This is a genomic window from Streptomyces antimicrobicus, assembly GCF_020532625.1.
Taxonomy (GTDB): domain Bacteria; phylum Actinomycetota; class Actinomycetes; order Streptomycetales; family Streptomycetaceae; genus Streptomyces; species Streptomyces antimicrobicus.
The window spans coordinates 1-18,169 of sequence record NZ_JAJAUY010000023.1 but is presented as its reverse complement, the minus strand read 5'-3'; the positions used below and the strand labels follow the sequence as shown (position 1 = coordinate 18,169).

General features: G+C 66.9%; 23 protein-coding genes, 2 tRNA genes and 1 pseudogene. 6 read left to right on the top strand and 20 right to left on the bottom strand.

Annotated features, from left to right (window positions below):
* Positions 1-16: 16 nt before the first annotated feature.
* The 15 genes from LG632_RS08915 to LG632_RS08845 all read right to left on the bottom strand — a co-directional run bounded on the left by LG632_RS08915 (position 17) and on the right by LG632_RS08845 (position 9,613).
* Complete coding sequence (locus tag LG632_RS08915) at positions 17-985, bottom strand: phage tail tube protein (protein ID WP_226726333.1); 969 nt, start codon at positions 983-985, stop codon at positions 17-19.
* Positions 985-1,149: a hypothetical protein gene (locus tag LG632_RS08910; protein ID WP_226726331.1), complete on the bottom strand. Its 165-nt coding sequence runs from the start codon at positions 1,147-1,149 to the stop codon at positions 985-987. Before LG632_RS08910 ends, LG632_RS08915 begins: the two co-directional genes overlap by 1 nt.
* A complete protein-coding gene (locus LG632_RS08905) occupies positions 1,149-1,571 on the bottom strand; it encodes a hypothetical protein (protein ID WP_226726329.1) in 423 nt (140 codons plus the stop codon). The genes LG632_RS08910 and LG632_RS08905 overlap by 1 nt, the downstream gene beginning before the upstream one ends.
* Positions 1,568-2,323, bottom strand: coding sequence for a hypothetical protein (locus LG632_RS08900; RefSeq protein ID WP_226726328.1), 756 nt, complete (start codon positions 2,321-2,323; stop codon positions 1,568-1,570). The genes LG632_RS08905 and LG632_RS08900 overlap by 4 nt, the downstream gene beginning before the upstream one ends.
* Before the next feature lie 86 nt (positions 2,324-2,409).
* Positions 2,410-2,625, bottom strand: coding sequence for a hypothetical protein (locus tag LG632_RS08895; RefSeq protein ID WP_226726327.1), 216 nt, complete (start codon positions 2,623-2,625; stop codon positions 2,410-2,412).
* Positions 2,626-2,697: 72 nt separating this feature from the next.
* Positions 2,698-3,885 carry a phage major capsid protein gene (locus LG632_RS08890; protein WP_226726326.1) on the bottom strand — a complete coding sequence of 396 codons (1,188 nt, stop codon included), beginning with the start codon at positions 3,883-3,885 and terminating at the stop codon, positions 2,698-2,700.
* 16 nt (positions 3,886-3,901) lie between these two features.
* The gene (locus tag LG632_RS08885; protein WP_226726325.1) at positions 3,902-4,597 is read right to left on the bottom strand and encodes an HK97 family phage prohead protease; all 696 of its coding nucleotides are present in this window, start codon (positions 4,595-4,597) and stop codon (positions 3,902-3,904) included.
* Positions 4,581-5,909 carry a phage portal protein gene (locus LG632_RS08880; RefSeq protein WP_226726324.1) on the bottom strand — a complete coding sequence of 443 codons (1,329 nt, stop codon included), beginning with the start codon at positions 5,907-5,909 and terminating at the stop codon, positions 4,581-4,583. The genes LG632_RS08885 and LG632_RS08880 overlap by 17 nt, the downstream gene beginning before the upstream one ends.
* 195 nt (positions 5,910-6,104) lie before the next feature.
* Entirely contained in the window at positions 6,105-7,850 is a 1,746-nt protein-coding gene (locus tag LG632_RS08875) for a terminase large subunit (RefSeq protein WP_226726323.1), read from the bottom strand.
* Between the two features lie 59 nt (positions 7,851-7,909).
* Positions 7,910-8,227, bottom strand: coding sequence for an HNH endonuclease (locus tag LG632_RS08870; protein ID WP_226726322.1), 318 nt, complete (start codon positions 8,225-8,227; stop codon positions 7,910-7,912).
* Complete coding sequence (locus LG632_RS08865; RefSeq protein WP_226726321.1) at positions 8,224-8,511, bottom strand: HNH endonuclease signature motif containing protein; 288 nt, start codon at positions 8,509-8,511, stop codon at positions 8,224-8,226. The genes LG632_RS08870 and LG632_RS08865 overlap by 4 nt, the downstream gene beginning before the upstream one ends.
* A gap of 12 nt (positions 8,512-8,523) precedes the next feature.
* Positions 8,524-8,670: a hypothetical protein gene (locus tag LG632_RS08860; protein WP_226726319.1), complete on the bottom strand. Its 147-nt coding sequence runs from the start codon at positions 8,668-8,670 to the stop codon at positions 8,524-8,526.
* A gap of 158 nt (positions 8,671-8,828) precedes the next feature.
* Positions 8,829-8,899, bottom strand: a tRNA-Ala gene (locus LG632_RS08855).
* Between the two features lie 60 nt (positions 8,900-8,959).
* Positions 8,960-9,031, bottom strand: a tRNA-Trp gene (locus LG632_RS08850).
* 123 nt (positions 9,032-9,154) lie between these two features.
* Positions 9,155-9,613 carry a phage terminase small subunit P27 family gene (locus LG632_RS08845; protein ID WP_226726316.1) on the bottom strand — a complete coding sequence of 153 codons (459 nt, stop codon included), beginning with the start codon at positions 9,611-9,613 and terminating at the stop codon, positions 9,155-9,157.
* 73 nt (positions 9,614-9,686) lie between these two features.
* Between LG632_RS08845 and LG632_RS08840 the strand changes: the two genes are divergently transcribed.
* Positions 9,687-9,866 carry a hypothetical protein gene (locus tag LG632_RS08840; protein ID WP_226726314.1) on the top strand — a complete coding sequence of 60 codons (180 nt, stop codon included), beginning with the start codon at positions 9,687-9,689 and terminating at the stop codon, positions 9,864-9,866.
* Positions 9,867-10,188: 322 nt separating this feature from the next.
* Here the strand turns inward: LG632_RS08840 and LG632_RS30705 are convergent, their stop codons facing one another.
* Positions 10,189-10,527 carry an HNH endonuclease gene (locus tag LG632_RS30705; RefSeq protein ID WP_226726397.1) on the bottom strand — a complete coding sequence of 113 codons (339 nt, stop codon included), beginning with the start codon at positions 10,525-10,527 and terminating at the stop codon, positions 10,189-10,191.
* Between the two features lie 458 nt (positions 10,528-10,985).
* On the opposite strand from LG632_RS30705, the gene LG632_RS08830 reads away from it, so the two are divergent.
* The 4 genes from LG632_RS08830 (at position 10,986) to LG632_RS08815 (ending at position 13,177) form a co-directional block, all read left to right on the top strand.
* The gene (locus LG632_RS08830) at positions 10,986-11,183 is read left to right on the top strand and encodes a hypothetical protein (protein WP_226726312.1); all 198 of its coding nucleotides are present in this window, start codon (positions 10,986-10,988) and stop codon (positions 11,181-11,183) included.
* 348 nt (positions 11,184-11,531) lie between these two features.
* Complete coding sequence (locus LG632_RS08825) at positions 11,532-11,993, top strand: DNA cytosine methyltransferase (protein ID WP_264201576.1); 462 nt, start codon at positions 11,532-11,534, stop codon at positions 11,991-11,993.
* 70 nt (positions 11,994-12,063) lie between these two features.
* The gene (locus tag LG632_RS08820) at positions 12,064-12,555 is read left to right on the top strand and encodes a DNA (cytosine-5-)-methyltransferase (protein ID WP_226726309.1); all 492 of its coding nucleotides are present in this window, start codon (positions 12,064-12,066) and stop codon (positions 12,553-12,555) included.
* Positions 12,556-12,562: 7 nt separating this feature from the next.
* Entirely contained in the window at positions 12,563-13,177 is a 615-nt protein-coding gene (locus LG632_RS08815; protein WP_226726308.1) for a hypothetical protein, read from the top strand.
* Positions 13,178-13,222: 45 nt separating this feature from the next.
* Here the strand turns inward: LG632_RS08815 and LG632_RS08810 are convergent, their stop codons facing one another.
* Complete coding sequence (locus LG632_RS08810; protein ID WP_226726306.1) at positions 13,223-13,459, bottom strand: hypothetical protein; 237 nt, start codon at positions 13,457-13,459, stop codon at positions 13,223-13,225.
* The gene (locus LG632_RS08805) at positions 13,452-14,501 is read right to left on the bottom strand and encodes a tyrosine-type recombinase/integrase (protein ID WP_226726305.1); all 1,050 of its coding nucleotides are present in this window, start codon (positions 14,499-14,501) and stop codon (positions 13,452-13,454) included. Before LG632_RS08805 ends, LG632_RS08810 begins: the two co-directional genes overlap by 8 nt.
* Positions 14,502-14,581: 80 nt before the next feature.
* Here LG632_RS08805 and LG632_RS08800 point away from each other — a divergent pair.
* Positions 14,582-14,944 (top strand): annotated as a pseudogene (locus LG632_RS08800) (gamma carbonic anhydrase family protein); the annotation flags it as partial.
* 104 nt (positions 14,945-15,048) lie between these two features.
* Here the strand turns inward: LG632_RS08800 and LG632_RS08795 are convergent.
* Positions 15,049-15,729: a DedA family protein gene (locus tag LG632_RS08795; RefSeq protein WP_226726303.1), complete on the bottom strand. Its 681-nt coding sequence runs from the start codon at positions 15,727-15,729 to the stop codon at positions 15,049-15,051.
* 69 nt (positions 15,730-15,798) lie between these two features.
* On the bottom strand, positions 15,799-18,169 hold a 2,371-nt coding region (locus LG632_RS08790), incomplete at its 5' end, for a beta-glucosidase family protein (protein ID WP_226726302.1).

Sequence of the window (18,169 nt, the reverse complement as noted above, 5' to 3'; positions counted from 1 at the left end):
CAAAAAAGGGGGTGGGTCACTGGAGAGCCTTGTATGTGATCGTCACCGCCGAGGCTGCGCCGTCGGTCAGCGCGAGACCGGAAAGGTCGTGCTCGACCACTTCGAGGCCGCCCACGTTGACGGGGCCTTCATCGAAGCGACTGAACGGCATCTGTACCTTGAACTGCGATCCGTCCGGCCCATCCCAAAGAACCGTGATATCGGCTACCGCACCACTGGCGATGGCCGAAGCCACGCGATTGATCTGGGCCGTGCCGCTGAACTCGCCCTTAAGGCTCCACTCGTATTTGCGAAGGTCGGACTCCAGAGGCTCGCTCTTCTTGCCGCTGCTCCGGATGAAGTACCGGTCATCCTTCAGGCCGTTCGTGGCCTTCAGCGAGAAGTCCGAGATTTCGAACGCGGAGCCGCCCACGGTGACCGTGCCGCCGCTGAAGCTGAAGAGCTTCGTGTTCGCGACGTAGGTAGGGACCGCGAGGGCATAGGCGCCACTGCCGGCCCCGATGGTTTCCTTCGCGAAGTCCAGGCCGACGGACAGCTTCAGGAGCTCGTCGACGGCATTGGAGAGTTCCCACTCCTTGACCTTGCCGCCCTCGTACGTGAACGGCACCTTCGTGCCGGTGTTGTCGACGCGGCCGACCTGGGCAGTGAAGGACTTGCCGTTAAGGTCGCCGACGGTCGCCGTGTGGGTGATGAAGCCGCCCGAAGGGGCGCCGGAAACGACGTTGCCCATCATGTGCTTAAGCCAGAAGTCGAAGCCTCCGGAAAGCACCTCCATCTTCACGTCACCCTCGGCTCCCTTCGGGTTCGGTGCAAAGCGGTCGCTCCGCAGGACGCGGGTACCGGCGCGGATCGCCTCAGAGTCGATGCGCTCGTACTTGCCTTCAAGGCCTTCGTCGGTGAACTCGAAGAACTTCGTGGGTGCCACGGCGGTGCCATAGGTACTCTCGTCCGCGACACCAAAATACGAGTCGTGAATAGTAGGCATTACTTACCCGTCTCCTTCTTCGCCTTGACTTCCTGCCATCCCTGACGAAGAAGCGTTTCTGCTACGTCCTCGGCGACCTCGACAGGGTCGCCCTTCTCCGCGGTGAGTCCCAGCGAGGGAATGTCAACCGCTGTATAGGGGCCGCCATAGACAACGGTCTTCACTAGAGCCTCGCCTTCACGCGAACAACCGCCTCGAACTGGCCTTCATAGACCTGGTCGGACGGGAAGCTGACAAGCTTCTTCGGTACGAAGTCCGTCGTTACGACGGACGGAATGCCAAGATTGGGGACCGACTTCATGCCGTCCTCGATCCCGGCGGCCATGCGCTGAAGCTCCGACTCGACCTCTTCCGAGGTGGCGGCCGAGAGCTGGCAGTTCACGATCACGCTTACCTCGAATACCTCTTCGCGGCTTCGGTTGGTCGCCCACTGGGAATCCGGCCACTGCACCTCCCCCACGAACACCCATCGGCGTTCCGGGTTCCGCAAGGGGTAGCCCCAAGTCACCTGGTAGCCGGCCAGGGCCGGAACCGCCCTGATCAGGTCCCGGAGCGCGGCCTTCGCCGCAAACGCATTGGTACTCACCGGGAGGCCCCCAACACGTCGTAGAAGATGCGGTACTTGTACCGGCTGAGAGTCGCGTCGACCTCCGGGATTCCCGTCTCATAGCCGTTCCGGCCCGGGGTGGCCAACGTGAAGTTGCCGCCTTCGGCGGCGACAAAGGCGGTCGCCCGATCCGGGATGCCGCTTCGCTCAGCCGTGAGGACGGACCGCAGCCGCAAAAGCCCCGCGCGCTTCACGTCTTCGGGGACCTGGGCGAAGCCGTAGGCGAACGTGACCGTGTACCGGTCGCCGTCTGCCAGCTCGTACGGGGCGCGGATGGACCCCGAGGGGCCTACCGCCCACCCCGAGACATCCACGGCCCCAGAAGGGCCACTGACGGCCTTGACGGCGAGCAAGTCGAAGTAGCCGAGAAACAGGCTCCGGGTGTCGTCCGCCTCGACCTCGACACGGGCCGTTCGGGGCACGAAGCTGCGGCCGGTGATCCTCTCGAACTCATCCTCAACTACCTCGCGGTAGTGCCGCAGTTCGACCGTGGGGAAGCGCCCAGGGTCGGCAAGGTCCATGTCGGACGCGCGGGCTTCGGGGAGGGTGAAGAGGAAGCCGCCGACCACCTCGAAGGTGTCCCGGTCCGTCGCCGTCGCGCCGGCTGTCCACTCCACCGTGTAAACGCCCTCCGGCTGGGCCGGAAGACTCGCTGTCCACCCACTGCCCGAGCTTGTCGCGGCGCCCGTGTAAACGGTCGCGCCCGCCGCGTCCCGCACGGTCACGGTCACGCTAGGGACGGTCATCACAGACTCGTCATCGAGGAAGGTGTGCCGAAGGGTGACGGCCCTACCGCTCAGAAACCGCACAGTTCCCCCTACGCGGCCTTGCGCGGCCGGCCAGGACCGCGCTTCTCGGGAGCGGTGGTAACCCGCGTCTCCTGCGTCTCTCCGGCCGTCTCGGCCACCGGCTCCACCCACCCGTCGGCGAGGAGGGCGGAAGCCGCAGCGGCGTCCAGCTCGACCAGCTCGCCGACCTTCGGGAAGGGAACCCCGTTGATCAGTCCGGAATTGGCCCGGACACCCCTAACCATCAATTTGGATCCTCCGGGAATCAGACCGGCCCGACCCCCGAAGGGACCGGGCCAGTCGTTCATCAGCTGCGATTAGGCGGCGGTGGTGACGAGCGTCTTCACGGAAGCCGTGTCGAAGAGGTCACCGGACCCACGCCAGGTGACCTTGAAGGCCACCACGTCGCGGTCAAAGCCGTACTCATCGCTGCGAACGACCCGAAGGTTCTTCACCTGGCGAGTCAGGTACTTGCTCGGGTCGCCGTACGCGATGGCCTTCGCACCCGCGCCGATGGGCGCCACGTTCGGATCGGTCAGGACCGGAGTGCCGAGCAGCATGTCCGGCGCGCCGGCCTGAAGGGACGGCTGCCACAGGTAGTTGCCGGTGGAGTCCTTCAGCTTCCGGACCACGGCAAGGGTGCTGTCGTTCATCATGAAGACGGCGTTCCGGCGGTACGGCGACAGGAGCGAGTGCTGAAGGTCGATTACGGCGTCACCGGTCAGCGCTGCCGTGTTCGCCACGGTCTTGCCGGCCGCCGCGCGGGTGATCCAGCCCCACGGCTTCGAGGAGCCATCGCCGACCAGGAGATCAGCGACCACCTTGTCCGCGACGGCCTCGCCCGCGTCCTGGGCGAGAATGCCGAGGATGTCGAGCGCGGAGTCATCCACGATCTCCTGAGTCGCCTCCAGGAGCACGCCGTACTTGTAGGCGCCGATGTTCGTCTTCGTCCACGACCCGTCAGACTTGCCGTAGGCCGTGTTCTCCGCGACCTGGGCCGCGGTGGGCCGGCCGTTCTTGACCGGCCACTCCATCGTCTCGCCGCCGCCCGTGGTCAGGATCCGCGTGCGGTTCAGGAACGGCGAACGCTCCCGCATCGCCTCGATCACCTGGGCTACGAACGTGACGGGCTTGGTGTTACCCGCATTCGCGGCCGTGCCCGTGGTCGCGGTGCGAAGGTCGAAGTCGACGCCCGGCAGCTCGCCGCGCGCGACCGCGCGAAGCTCGGCGGCCTCGTCGCGCTCGCCAGCGCGGAACCCCGACGGGCCCGGCAGCACCAGGCCGCCCGCGCGCTCCGCCAGGGAGCGGACTTCCGCCTCACGCTCGGCGCGCTCGACGGACTCTCGGGCCTCGGCCTCCAGGGCGCGAACGTCAACGTCGATGCGCTCGACGCGCTCTCGCTTCTCGGCTTCCGACAGGGTGGTGTCGGCCTCGACGGAGCGAAGCTCATTGATCAGGCCAGCACGCTTCTCAAGCGCGGCCTTCGCCGCTGCGGCGAAATGCATATTGGGACTCCAAATACTAGTTTCGAGGCAAAAAAAGAGGCGACAGGGCCGCCAGGGCCGCCACCGGATCGGTGGGGAGCCCGTACCGGGGAAAGGCGGTTCGCGCTTCACTCAGCGCCGAAACATCGCCGTCCCGGATCGCCGCCCGGATCGCCTCCGGCGAATCCAGCCGCGCAACAGAAAGCCCGCGCCGCTCGGCCAGGAGCTGAAGAGCGCGGGAGCCGACACCCGAGGTGGAATCGGCGTATGCCGGGTAGGTAACCGGCGACACATCGAAGAGAGCGATCTTCTGAAGGGTCCGCAGCGGGAACCCGTCGTCGTCCTCGGCCCAGGCATCGCCCTCTGGTCCGGCGGTCTTGAAGCCGAAGGACGACTGCGTAACGTCGCCCCGCTCCATCGCCGTTGCCAGATCACGCGCATAGGTCGTGTCTGGCATGTCGACTTCGTAGTGAAGGCCGTCCGAATCCTCGGACAGCCGCAGCGTTCCGCTGCGATTCCGGCCGAGGATCAGGTTCGGGTCATGGTTGAACAGGGCCCGGATGTCGTCCCGCCCGATGCTGTCCGACGTGGCGCCCTGGGCGACGCGCTCGCGGAAGCCGCCGAGGTTCTGAGACCGGGCGTCCCACTTCAGCGCGTAGCCGTAGAAGTTGAACTTCCCGCCTTCGCTGCGAACTTCGAACTCCGTAGGGACTGCCCTACGTTCCATCTCCATTGGTCTTCCCCTGATCCGTTGCGTTCGGGTCCTGTGGTGGCTTCGGGTCCGCGGTGGGATCAGCGGGTGCGGGCGGGGGTGCCGTGCCGGCCTCGGGCGGCGGCTCCTTCGCCGCCTCTTCCTCGTCGCCGACGACGGCCAGGTTCAGCGGGCGGTAGTACCGCTCTCCACGCTTCTTCGGGAGCGGCCCCAGGTCTTCCATCGCCCGGACCTCGTTGGCGCTCAGGAAGCCGTTATTCAGGGCCGTCTGATAGGCCTCGTACCGGTCCTTCGTCTTCGCTCGAAGGCGAGCGTCGACGTTGAAGCGGATGTACTGGAGCCCAGGCAGAAGGAACGTTGAAACTGCCTGTTCAATGCGCACAATCCAAGGCATGAGCGTCTGGTCTACGAAAAACTTGTTCTGTTCCTCGATCCCGGTTCCCCAGGTCGAGCTAACCGAGCTGTCGACCAGATACGCGGGCACGCGATACAGAAGGGCGATCTCTGCCTTCTGGAACCGTCGCGTTTCGAGGAACTGGGCTTGCTCCGGGGAAAGCGTGATCGGCTTGAACTGGGCCCCGCCGGTCAGTACGCCCACGCTGTGCGAGTTCTTCACTCCGGCATGCGTCTTCCGGAACATGTCGCGCAGGAGACGAGCTTCGTCTGGCCGAGGGGTACCCGGATGTTCGATGACACCGGCCATCGTCGTTCCCTGCTCAAAGAAGCGGGAACCGAACTCCTCGGCCGTCAACCCGAGGCCGATAGCCTCTCGGGCCATGTCGATAGGCGAAAGGCCGCGGCTCGATCCTGGAACCGTGAAGGCAGGAATGTGGAGCATCTCGTAGCGAGTGAGGACGCCCATGATGGCGCCCTGGTCATCAGATACCTCGTAGCGGTTCTCGCCTAGCGGACCTTCGAGAATGTTCACGGACTGCGGGTGAATGCAGTACAGGGCCGCCACTTCGCCCCGAACGTTCCGGACGATGTACAGGAAGGCGTTGCCATCCGTCAGAAGACTGATGATCACCCGGAACCAGAAGTCATATGACGTCTGGTTCGTATTCGGTTGGCGAATCCACTTGGGCGACTTCATCGGGTCGACGGATTCCTTCCGCCCGCCCACCCGCTTGTAATGGTCCACCGGGAGTGACGCGACTGCATCGCCGATAAGCGACTGGCAGGCGTAGACCGCGACCATCTGAAGGCTGTTCCGGCGGGTTACCTTCCGGCCGGAAGCCGTACGGACGCTCACGCCCTCGACATCCCGTTCCCAATTCGACGCCATGCCGGACACGGCAGCTCGAAGCTCGCCGATGCGTGTAAACAGGCTCACGTCCGCTTGCCCCCGTCCGTCGCGTAACCGATCAGCCCGAGGCACAGGGCCACCGCGAAATGCCCGAGGGGGCGCGCAACGTCGTAGGCGGCAATCGCACCGAAAGCGAGACTGCCGACCTGAAAGACGTTCGGGACAAAGGAAGACGCAGCGTTACGGAGGGAGCGGCCCAGGTTGGGCCGATCCATGAATCTCCTAGTCGTCGTCCGGGAAGAAGTACGCTTCCCGCTGTTCCTGTCGGGAGACAGGCGTAAGCAAAGCCTCTAGCTCGGCTTCCGAATACTGCTCGTTGAAGTTGAAGAACGTGACGTGCGCTTCTTCCTCGGCAGGGAGGGCCGTCAGAAAGAAGGCGTTGGCCAGAGCGGCGATACCGTCGATCTTCTCGCCGGACTTTGCTTTACTCGGCTTAACCAGACCGTCGCCGGTCACGTCTAGCTCGACGTTGTCCGCCATCCACCGAAGCACCGGATGCCCGCCGTGGTGCAACTCCCGGCCCGCTAGGGCCGACTCGATCGCCTTCGAGGGATCGTTCAGCCGGGCCGCGGATTGCGGGACCTTGACTGCCGTCAGGCCCTGTTCCTCCAGCTCTGAGACAAGCTGTGTGGCATTCCACGGGTCGTACCCGAAAAAGCGGATCCGAAAGTCTTCGGCGTCCTTCGCTATGTGTCGAAAGATTGCCTTGAAGTCGGTCGTCGGCCCTTCCGTCACGGAAAGGAAGCCTTCCCGCTCCCATACCTCGAAGTGGCTCTTCATGTTCGACCGCTTCTCGACAGCCGGCCTCGGCACCCAGAAGTGCGGGACGACCGTCCAACCGTCGGCGTCCGGGTCAGTCGGCGTGCCGGGGAAGAGCAGCACCCAGGCGTTGAAGTCGCCCGTGGCTGCAAGGTCGATGCCCGCATAGCAGGGGCGGCCCTTCAGGCGGTTCCGGTCGACCTTGGCCGAACCGTTCTCGTCCCACAGGTGCATGTCGAGCCAGCGATTCGCCTGGCTAACCCACTGGTTCAGACGGAAGACCCGGAACGCGTTCTGCGCCGTCGGCTTCTCCGCCGCCTCCATCGCTTCGGCCCGCAAGTTGTTGATGTTCAGGAACGAACCGAGGGCGGGATTCGCCAGATACCAGCCCGTACCCTTCGGGTGTTCATCCGAGGGCGGAGAGCCTTCGTCCTTCCAGTCCCAGTCATCCGGGACGTTCCGCGCGAACACGAAACGGGCAGGGTCTAGGTTCTGATCCTCGCGAACACGAAGAGAGTGTTCATGCTCTTCAAGCGCGAAGGCCGCGGTTCGGTACGCGGCCGTGGTTGCCGCAATCATGATCGGCTGCCGTCGGGTACCGAATCCCTGGCGCATCGAGTCCCAGAGATGCCGGTCCTTTTGCGTCAGGACCTCATCGAAGAGCACCATCGACGGGTTCGTTCCGAGGGCGCCCGCAGCATCGCCGGGCAACACCTGATAGAACGAGTTCGTCTTGCGGTCGACAATCCGCTTCTTCGAGTCGATGATTTCGAGTCGCTTGTTCAGGATCGGGTTCAGCTCGACCATGCGCTTCGCCGTGTTATAGACCAAGCCGGCCTGGTCACGGTCAACCGCAACGGAATAGACCTCGGCCGACTCTTCCCCGTCACCGACCAATCCAAGAAGCGCGAACGCGCTAAGAAGCTCCGACTTCCCGTTCTTGCGCGCCATCTCCAGCCATGCAATGCGGTACTGGCGAACGTACTCCGCGTACTGGTCGTCAAACATCATCGTGCCGAAGAGCGGACGAACGATCTCGTTCTTCTGCCACTCATCGAGAATGAAGGGGGCGCCCGCGTGGCGCCCCTTCGTGTGCACGATCAGCTTTTCAATGAAGTCGACTGCGTGCGTCGCACGCTTATCGTCATAGAAGAAGAAGCCCTCACGCGGATCGATAGGGCCGAAGGGAGAGCGGATGATCTCGCTCACGCTTCCCCCTCTCTCCCGGTCGTTACAAGAAAGAAAGACCGGTTAAGAGGGGCGAACGCTCACACTCGATTGCCCTTCGAGGAATTGCAGCCAAGATGCGCGGCCTGGCAATTACTGAAGACGTGCCCCGGGGTGCCAGGGCCGTGGGACAAGGGCACGATGTGGTCGAGAGACTTGCTGAGCGGCTTTGGAAAGCGAATCACGCGGTCGATGGGCTGTCCGCAGAGCTGGCAAATCCAGCCGTCGCGGTTGAACACCTTCGCTCGACTCACCTTCTCGTAAGGAACCCCCCAGTCATCGCACCGGCGCTTCACCGCGTACTCGCGACGGGACAGCCACCCTGCCGGCCGCCGACGGCGACGCTTCTTCTCGGTCACAGGCGGCCCCTGACGGACCGCTCGTAGCCGAGAACGGCGTACTTCACTTCGCCAGGATCAAAGCGGCCCAGGAAGGCCGCCGAGGGCTTACCCCTGCGGCGTTCGAGGTAGCGAAGGATCGCGTGAATGTTGTTGTGCCCGGTTCCGCACACTGGAACGAGGTTCTCGGGCACGTCCGGCCCACCCATGCCCTTCGGCCATACATGGTGAAGCTCAGTGTCGTAAGGAATGGGATCGTGGCGCTCATGAACCGCGCACGGCTCATCGCCGGAAATGGTGCCCAATGGCTACTCCTGCTAAATCTCGGTCGGGAAAAGCCTGGCGCCCTCGGCCGTGGTTTCGCTGACCACCACAGATCCCGCATAGTCGAGCGTCCGAGAATTCAGAATGCGACCGGGGTTCAGGGCCGCGTACAGCGCGACCTTGGCGTTCATGTAGGCCATGGCCGTAGCGTCAAGCTGCGGCGTCCGCTCGACGCCGTCAGAGAACGGGAACGTCTCAATCGGGATGTCCTCGGCGAAAGCGAACGTGTAGGACCGCGAAGCGGCTGTTACCTGAGTCAAGACGAGCCCCGTTCAAAGAAGGACGTGTAAACGCATCGGGCGTGCTGCGGGATTCGAACCCGCGTCGCCCCCTGCAAGGGGGAGTTCTGGACCGCTGAACTAAGCGCGCGACCTTCGGCCCGTACCTGCGCACGGATCGGGCCTCATGGCCAGGGGAGCTACCCCATCGCTGGTGTGGAAGGAATCGAACCTCCGGCGCGCGGGTTTGGAAGCCGCCGCTCTACCTCTGAGCTACACACCATCGGCACCAGCCCGCCCGGGACTGGTGCAAGTCGTCGGGGGAGCCTCGCGGACCGCGCGCTGTGCGCTGGTCAACGCGGAGGCTCAACCCCACCGCGGCCCCCAGGCCGCGTGGTTGCCCCGTCTAGCTCAGGAGAGAGAGAACCTGAGCATCGGGGCCGTCCTCGGATTCCGGCGCCACAGACAGGCGCGTACGGTCCGAGGGAGACATGCCGAAGCGAGAGCCGAACTTGATCATCAGGTCAGCCGCGTCTCTCATCACCTGTGCGGCCGGATTCTTGACCAGTCCGCCGTCTCGGCCGGCTACCAGGGCGCCGTACTCGGCCATTGCGGCCCGCGCCTGGTCGAATGTGGCCCACGCTTCGCAGTAGGCGACCAGGTAGGCCCGGTCTACCTTCGTGAGTAGGCCTAGGCGGTCCAGCTCAGGCACGACCCGGCCCCACTCGGCCAGGGCCTCGCCCTTCAGGTCGGCCGGCGGGCGCGGGGCGCCCCTGGCGGGTTCAGGCTCGGCGTTGAGCTTCTTCTTCGACGGGTTCCCTCGGAGCGCGGTCAGCTTCGAGGGCGTCGGGGGCGGTCCGGGCATGGTCGCGTCCTCTCTCGGTCGGGGTTTCGTGATGCGGCTTTGCGGCCCGCCGAAGGCCGTTAGGGTGCCGGGCATGCTGACTGACCGAGAGGCGCGAGGCGCCGTCATGCTGATGGAGCGGGCCGGCCGTGGGGCCGCTGTGGCGAAGGAAGTGCAGCCCGGAACGTGGGCGGTCATGCTCGACGGCCAGGACGTGAGCCTGGAAGCCGGAAAGCTGCTCATCGAGGCCCGCGCAGCGGGCCAGAACATCTAGATCCGGCACGTTCAGAGCCCCGGGCAGGCGTTCGCTCCGCTATCCGGAGTGATCCGGGGATTCCCACCAGTTCCGGCTAACCCCCGCGCGCTCACGGAACAGGAAGGCGGCGGGTGCGGAGAAGGGCCGCGGGATCCTTTCGGACCCCCCTTCCCCCTGTCGGCGAGCGAGGAGAGCTGAGCCAGCGGGCATCACAGCGGTTCGTCTGGTGTGCTCTGGGCTTCGCCGTCCACGGAATAGTGATCGCGGCCCGTGGGGGCCGTACAGGGATCCCGTGAAGTGTGTGGGCTTGGGAGAGGGGGTGCACCCTTCAGAAAGGGCGCTAGTACCGCCTACCTTTTCGGTAGTCGTTCTCTCTTCGTGTATTGCATTGACGACATAGAACACGAACGTTGTCGAGCGTGTTTGATCCACCTTCCTTTAGTGGAAGGATGTGGTCGCCTGTTAGGTCATTGCTTGTGCCGCAGAAAGAACAGTAAGGCTGAAGCCTGATGGCTTCTGCCCTCACCTTCTGCCATTGGTAGTCGTACCGTCCTGCTGTGCGCGTGTTCTTGCTTGGGTGCTTGCGCTTACCCCTGCTGCTACCGCCCGCCTCAGAGCGGGCATAGCACAGCGCACATTGCGCCCCGAGGGGGTGTAGCACTTTGTGGCGGGGGCACATGCTGTAGGGCACCGGGTACCCCCTTCCGAGGGGGGCACCCTCTCCTAAAGGGGCGGCCTGTCGGCCGCCTTCTCATCAGGTATAGAACTGTTAGAAGCCATGGCCCGTAAGCCATGGCCTTGAAGTAGTACCTATCTATATGGGCGCCCTGGGAGGGGCGCCCTTCTGCTGCTCGCTCTTATCGCTCGCAGCTCTACAGCGGCCTTGGCCGCTGCTGTGATCCCCCGATCCCCCCGGCCCTCGCTCGCTCCGCTCCCTCAGGCCGACCCCCTTACCCCCTTCGGGACCCGTAGACCTGTTGGTCTGGCCGATCCCTCACGGGACGGCCGCTGACCTGGGGAGTCTTGCAACGGTCAGGGTAGCGAAGCTAGGTTTTGGAGCGTGAAGGCGCGGCGCCCTCAGGGGCGCCTTCCCTTTGCCCGGAATCTAGTATTTGGAACAACGGGAAAGGCGTCACGGTGACTCTGGCGAAGGCCATGCAGATGATCCGGCCCTTCGAGGGCCTTCCTCACTACGAAACGGCCGTGGCACAGCTCCATGTGGCTTCTTGCCGGGGCAAGCGGGAAATCCACCGCGCCGCCTACCGCATGCGTGACGCGTTCGTGGCCTACGACTACGCCGTGAATTACGGCTCCGCTGGCGAGAGGGCGATCTAGTGCTGTCCCTTGTTCTTGTTTTCGTCGGCGGCCTTTACCTCGGATTCGCCCTGGCTCTGATCGTGGCTGCTGCCGGTCGGAGGTCGCTGTGAACGTTCCCCGCCCCATCGTGGCCTTCCTGGTCTTTACCTTCTTCGTCGCCGTCGCTCTCGATCACCTAATTCGGTCCTGGCTATGTGGGGGGAAGCACCGTGGACAGTGAACCGATAGAGCTCGACAGCCTTCCTGCCGAGGAGAGAGAACGGATCCTTTGGGACCTCTTCGGAGAGGCCGAGAACAACTGTGAGTAGGGGCCTTCGGTCGGCCCCTCGAATCCTGGAGCTGTGCGCCGGATACGGCGGGGTCGGAATGGCCGTGGAAGCTCTAACGGGGGGCCGCGTTACGTGGGTGGCGGACAACGACCCCAACAAGGCGAAGATCCTCGCCCGGCGGTTCCCCGGAGTGCCGAATCTCGGGGACATCACGCTAATCGACTGGGTGACGCTGGTAGATCAAGGCGTAGACATTCTGACGGCCGGTTTTCCGTGCCAAGACATCTCGAATGCGGGGAAACGGGTTGGTATCGAAGGCTCCCGCTCGGGAATCTGGGCGAACGTCGCCGAGGCCGTTCGCGTCTTGGGACCGAAGCTCGTCTTCCTGGAAAACGTCGGGGCGATCCGAAGCCGAGGGCTGGACCGCGTACTTGGGGACCTGGCCGCGTGCGGGTATGACGCGCAATGGACGTGCTATCGAGCGTCCGCCGCTGGCGCCCCCCACCACAGGGATCGGTGGTTTTGCGTTGCAGCTGCTTCCGACTCCCACGGCCGCTGACGGCCGCCGAGGACCGGACTACGCGAAGGCGGGCCGACCCGGGGCCGGGGGCGATGATCTCGTAACCGCGATGGCGCGGCTTTGGCCCAGGGACAAGAGCGAGAAGCTGTTCAAGACCCCCACGGCGAATTTGTCGCGCAACGGCGCCCCACAGCACCCCGAGAAGCGCAAGCAGGGTGGTCACGGTCCGACGCTTGAAGACGAAGCCTGCCACTTGCTCAACGTCGAGCCTGGGGCCGACTACGGGGGCGACTTCAGCCCCTCGGAGTGGTGGGGCGACTTCGCGCCTGCCGTGCGCCGTTGGGAAGTGCTTACCGGGCAACCGGCGCCCGTGCCGGTCGAGTTCGGGCCGCGGGGCGGCCTCCGCCTGGCCCCCCGCTTCGCCGAGTGGCTCATGGGCATCGTGAGCGGCTGGATCACGAAGGTCGAAGGCCTCGATCGGAGCGCCCAACTGAAGGCCATCGGCGACGGCGTTGTTCCGCAACAGGCCTACGCGGCCTTCGCGCACCTACTTGGCGAAATGGAGAGGGGAAGGCATGAGGGCCTCGGCGGTACTGCCTAGCGAGGAGATGGCGCGGGCCGCCTACAACGCCCACGCCTTCCTTCCCGCCCGCTCCATGGTGAAGACCGCGCGGGTTCGACTCTCGCCCGCCGGCCTGGAGGTCACCGGTACGGACGGGTACGCCATCGGCCAGGACACGGCCCCCCTGGAGGACTACGCAGGCCCACCGGGAGGCGTCACGCTCCATGTCGACCGCGAGGCCCTGGCCGACCTCGACGGCGCCGGAAGGAAGGACAAGAAGGGGTATGGCCGCTTCGAAATCGCCCCCGGGGACGGCTTGATCTTCCGCCCCGCCAACAACGACGTGCCCACGGCCGCCCAGGACGCTTCGGACCAGGCCGACGAACGACTGTGGGAGATGCTCGACAGCCTGTTTACACGCCTCGGCGGACGGCCGTCGGCCGTGCCTGAGCTGGTCGCGTTCGACCCTGCCCTACTGGCCCGGTTCTCGAAGGTGAAGGCCCCGAAGGGGAAGGACGGGCTAGGTCGGGCCCTCGACATGCTCGTCTACGACTCGAAGGAACCGATCCTCTGCCGCATCGGCCCCACCTTCAGGGGTGTGATCATGCCGATCGACCGGGACGTTCATGCCGAGAACGTCGGGCCGGAAGGCCTGTGGTAGCAAGAAACCCCCGACCCTGAAGGGTCGGGGGTTCTGGCGTTCCCTCTACGGCTGAATATCCAAGTCCTCAATCGGGATCACCGCATGAGCGCTACGGCCGCCCTTCCGAGGCTTCTGTGCCGGCTGCGCGTCGGTCCCCAGCTCGAACAGGGCCAGAACGGGAGCAGCGTGCTCCGGACAGGCGTCTACGGTCTTCGTCTGGTTCCCGTAGGTGATCGTGAATTCCTGCACGCCTTCGGACGCGCCGCACTCGTCACACCGGGAGATGACTTCCTTAGCCACGGCCCGCCGCCCTTCTCTCGCTCAGGTCAACGATCTTACCGGGGTCGAGATCGGCGGTCAGGAAGGGCTTCCCCTTGATCATGTCCGCGTATCGCTGCCGCTCGATGTCCAACCCCAGATACCGTTCCGTGGTGCTCACTTCCTTGTGGTTCAGCGCGGCTTGAACGATGCGAAGAGAGTTGTCGTGTCCGTGCTCCCGGGCGTCTTCGTAGAGGATGCGAGCGAAGGACCGCCGGAGCGTGTGCCAGGCGTCCCCGGGGTCCAGCTCGATGCCCGCAGCCTCCGCCGCACCTTTGATGATCACATGGGGGTGGCTGATCATGCCTTCCGGGTTGAGCACCCGCTCGGGATTGCGGACCTGGGCATGTCCCGGCATGAACATCGGCCGCAGGCAGACCGGAAACAGGTAGTTCGACCGCTTCAGCGGTCCCACGGCTTCCGTGTAATGGGTGAGCCACGTCCGCAGCTCACGTTCGAGGTCGAGCGAGAGGGGAATGGTCACCTCTTCGTCCGTCTTCGGGACGTAGACGTACAGCTCTCCCTTCTGAAATGCCACGTCACGGACGCGCATGCGCACGGCCTCGGAGATGCGGAGGCCTGTGTTCGCGATGAAGGCGATCAGCGCTCGATCGCGGGGGAAGGTCGCGGCTTCGAGGAGTTGCCGAAGCTCGTCGCGGGTCATCCGGTACCGGTTGCGGTTGCTCTGCGTCGACTTCTCGCGCAGTCCCGCCGTGAGCTGGTCCACCGTGCGAAGGGTCCATTCCCGCCGTTCGCAGAACCGTAGGAAGCTGCGCATGTTCACGCGGTAGCTCGCCAAGGTGGTGCTGCCGGCCGTGTCGGCCAGGCCGCCAGGCCCGTAGAAGAAGTCTTCGATGTGCTGGCTTCGGAGGGTGCTTACGTGGCAGTCGCCGACCCGCGCCACGAAGCGCCGGTACAGGCTTCTGAGGTAGTACGGCGGCCGAGTCGACTTCGATTGCGCCGTTCGGTGCTGAAGGTACTCCTGCGCCGCGAAGCTAACTTTTGGCGTCGCCTGCCTAGCCATCCCAAACCTACCTTTCCAGGGATCCACGGACCGCCTTCGGGCAGGTCTGATCAGCTCCTTTCCAAGGATCCTAGCATTTGGAAACTAAACTTCAGGACAACTGCACGCTGCACGTCGACCCCGGCTTCCCGGTCACCGTCGGCGAGCGGGTCTCCATCGGTCACAACGCCGTCGTGCACGGCTGCACCGTGGAGGACGACTGCCTGATCGGCATGGGCGCGACCGTCCTGAACGGCGCCGTCATCGGCGCGGGCTCGCTGGTCGCCGCGCAGGCGCTGGTCCCGCAGGGCATGGTGGTCCCGCCCGGCTCGCTCGTCGCGGGGGTCCCGGCGAAGGTCAAGCGGCCGCTGACCGAGGAGGAGCGCGAGGGCATCCGGCTCAACGCGGCCATGTACACCGAGCTGTCGCGGCAGCACCGCGCCGCCCTGTCCGGCGGCGCCTGAGCCGGACGCCGGAGCGGACGCCGGGGCAGGACGCCTGAGCCGGACACCGGGGCCGGACGCCGGAGCGCACGCCGGCAGCAGGCCCCGGGCGTCGGTCGCGGGCGTCAGTCGCGGGCGACGGCGGCCGGGGCCTGGTCGGCCTGGGCCGGGACCCCGCCCGCGACCGGCGCCGGCACGGCGGCCTGCGCCTTCTTGGCCCGGTTCTTGAGGATCAGCGTCGACGCCAGGCCGATCAGCACCGCCAGCACCAGGCCCAGCCACGAGAAGCGCTTGAGCCAGGCCTCGGCCACGATGCCGACGTAGTAGATGACGGCGGTGGTCCCGCCCGCCCAGAGGATCCCGCCGAAAACGTTGGCGATCAGGAACTTCCAGTACGGCATCCGCAGCACACCCGCCAGCGGCCCGGCGAAGATCCGCAGCAGCGCCACGAACCGGCCGAAGAACACCGCCCACATGCCCCACTTCTCGAAGGAGCGTTCCGCCATGGCGACGTTCTGCTCCCCGAAGTGCTTGGGGAAGCGCCGGCCCAGCCGCTCCGGCAGCGGCTTGCCGCCCCTGCGGCCGATCGCGTAGCCGATGGAGTCGCCGACGATCGCGCCGGTGCTCGCGCAGATGCCGAGCACCAGCGGGTCGACGTCCCCGTGCTGCGAGGCCAGCAGCGCCGAACTCACCAGGATGATCTCCCCCGGCAGCGGGATGCCGAGGCTCTCCAGTCCGATGACCACCCCCACCAGGACATACACACTCACCGCCGGCACGGTCTCGAGCCATTCCTGGATGTGCACCGGTCACGTCCTCCCACGTCGCTGGCGCGTCCCCTGCGAAGCGCCGACGGTCAGCCTACCGACCGCCGGTCAGCGCACCACCGCCCCCGCCCGTAGCGGCAGGTCCCGGGACGACCTCCCGACGGACACCTCCCGCAGCCCCTTGCCGACCACCCAGGTGTGCTGCGCCGGGTCCCACGACGACAGCGTCCGGGCGTCCAGGTCGAGCGTGATCCGCTGGGACTGCCCCGGGCCCAGGGTGAGCCGCCGGTAGCCGGCCAGGGCGCGGACCGGCTGGTCCAGGCGCAGTTCCGGGGACGGGCCGACGTAGACCTGGGCGACCTCGGTGCCCTTGCGGCGGCCGGTGTTGCGGACGGTGAACTCCACGCGCAGGCCGCCGCGCTCGGGGCGCACGGTCAGCTTCTCGTAGCGCCAGGTGGTGTACGACAGCCCGTGCCCGAAGGGGAACAGCGGCGCCGCCTGCTCGGAGTCGTACCAGCGGTACCCCCCGTGGACGCCCTCGGTCCACTCCACCCGGCCGGACACGCCCGGGTAGCGCAGGGGGTTCCCGCCGGCCGGGTGGGTCTGCTCGTCGGCCGGGTAGGTCTGGGTGAGCCGTCCGCCCGGGTCCACGGCGCCGAACAGCAGGTCGGCGGTGGCGCCGGCGCCTTCCTGGCCCGGGTGGTACATCTGCAGGACCGCGCCCGTCCGTTCCAGCCAGGGCATCGTGACGGCGGACGAGGTGTTGAGGACGACGGTGGTGCGCGGGTTGGCGGCGGTGACCTGCTCGATCAGGGCGGCCTGGGCGCCGGGCAGGGCCAGGCCGGAGCGGTCGGCGCCCTCGGCGGAGTCCTCGTAGGCGAACAGCACGACGCTGCGCGAGGCCCGGGCCGCCTTGACGGCCTCGGCGAGGTCGGCGGCCCGGCTCGCCCGGGTCGTGTGGCGCAGCCGGAAGCGCTGGCCCCGGTCCCCGCCCCGCGCGTCGACCGCGAGCCGGTGGGGCCCGGCCTTGAGGGTGAGGGTGCGGCGGCGGACGGCGAGCCCGTCGGGCGCGGTCCCCAGCAGCCCGCCCGCCTGCGGCGCGGTCGGCCCGGGCCGGTCCGCGAAGAGTTCCTCGCCGTCCAGGCGTACGTCGGGCCGCGGGCCGGACCAGTGCAGGAGGACGGTCCACTCGTCGTCCTCGGCGAGGGTGAACTCGGCCTGGTGGGTGAAGGTGCGGCCGGGCTCGACGGTGCGGTTCTCCAGGTCGGCGGCCGGGCTGAGGAGGTCCGCCGGGAGGGGTTTGCCGTACAGGTCCTCGCCCAGGGCGTAGCGGACGGTGGCGGTCCGGCCGGCTTTCCGGCGGATCGCCGTGTACGGGCTGTCGGCGTGCTCGGCCACCACCCGGGCGCCGCCACTGACGTACGGCACTCCGCCGGTCGGGCCGATGACGGCGATCGAGCGGGCGTCGGGGCCGGCCAGGGGCAGGGTCCCGCGTTCGTTGCGCAGCAGGACGGCCCCGGCGGTGGCGACGCGGCGCGCGGTGCGGGCGCCGGCGGCGGCGTCCCGGACGGGCCGGGCCGGGCGCGCGGCGTCCAGCAGCCCGAAGCGGTCCATGGTGGTCAGCACGCGGCGGACCGCGAGGTCGACGGCCTGCTCGGTGACCGTCCCGCCGCGCACGGCCTGGTGCAGTGCGGCGCCGTAGTGGGTGGCGGTGCCGGGCAGTTCCATGTCGAGGCCGGCGGTGACGGCGGCGACCGTGCTGTGGGCGCCGTCCCGGTCGGAGAGCACCCAGCCGTCGAAGCCCCAACCACTGCGCAGCACGTCGTGCAGGAGGTCGCCGTTCTCGGTGGCCCAGGTGCCGTTGACCTTGTGGGGCGCGGCCGTGACGGCGCCCGCGCCCGCGGCGACGGCGGCCTCGAAGCCGCGCAGTTCGCTCTCGTGGAGGGTCTGCTCGGCGGCGACCACGTCGAGGGTGTCGCGGCCCTGCTCCTGGTTGGCGAGCGCGAAGTGCTTGACGGCCGCGACCAGGCCCTCGTCCTGGATGCCGCGGACCACCTCGGCGACCAGGTCGGCGGTGAGCTTGGGGTCCTCGGCGAAGCCTTCGGCGTTCCGGCCGGCGTAGGGGGTGCGGATCAGGTTGGCGCGGGGCGCGAGCAGCACGTCCTGTCCGAGCGCCCGTCCCTCCCGGCCGAGGAGGCGGCCGTACTCGCGGGCCAGGCCCGGGTCGAAGGCGGAGGCGAGCAGGACGGGCGCGGGCAGCGCGGTGGCCGGGCGGTCCACCCGGACCCCGGCGGTCCCCTCGGCGATCCGCAGCGGCGGGATGCCGAGGCGGGCGACGCCCGGGACGTACCCGGCCTGGCCGAGCGGCGCGGGGTCGCGGGCGCCGTGCAGCAGGGAGATCTTCTCGGCGAGGGTGAGGCGGCCGACGAGGGCCTCGATGCGGGCGGCGCTGCCGGCCTGGGGCGGTTCGCCGGCCGGG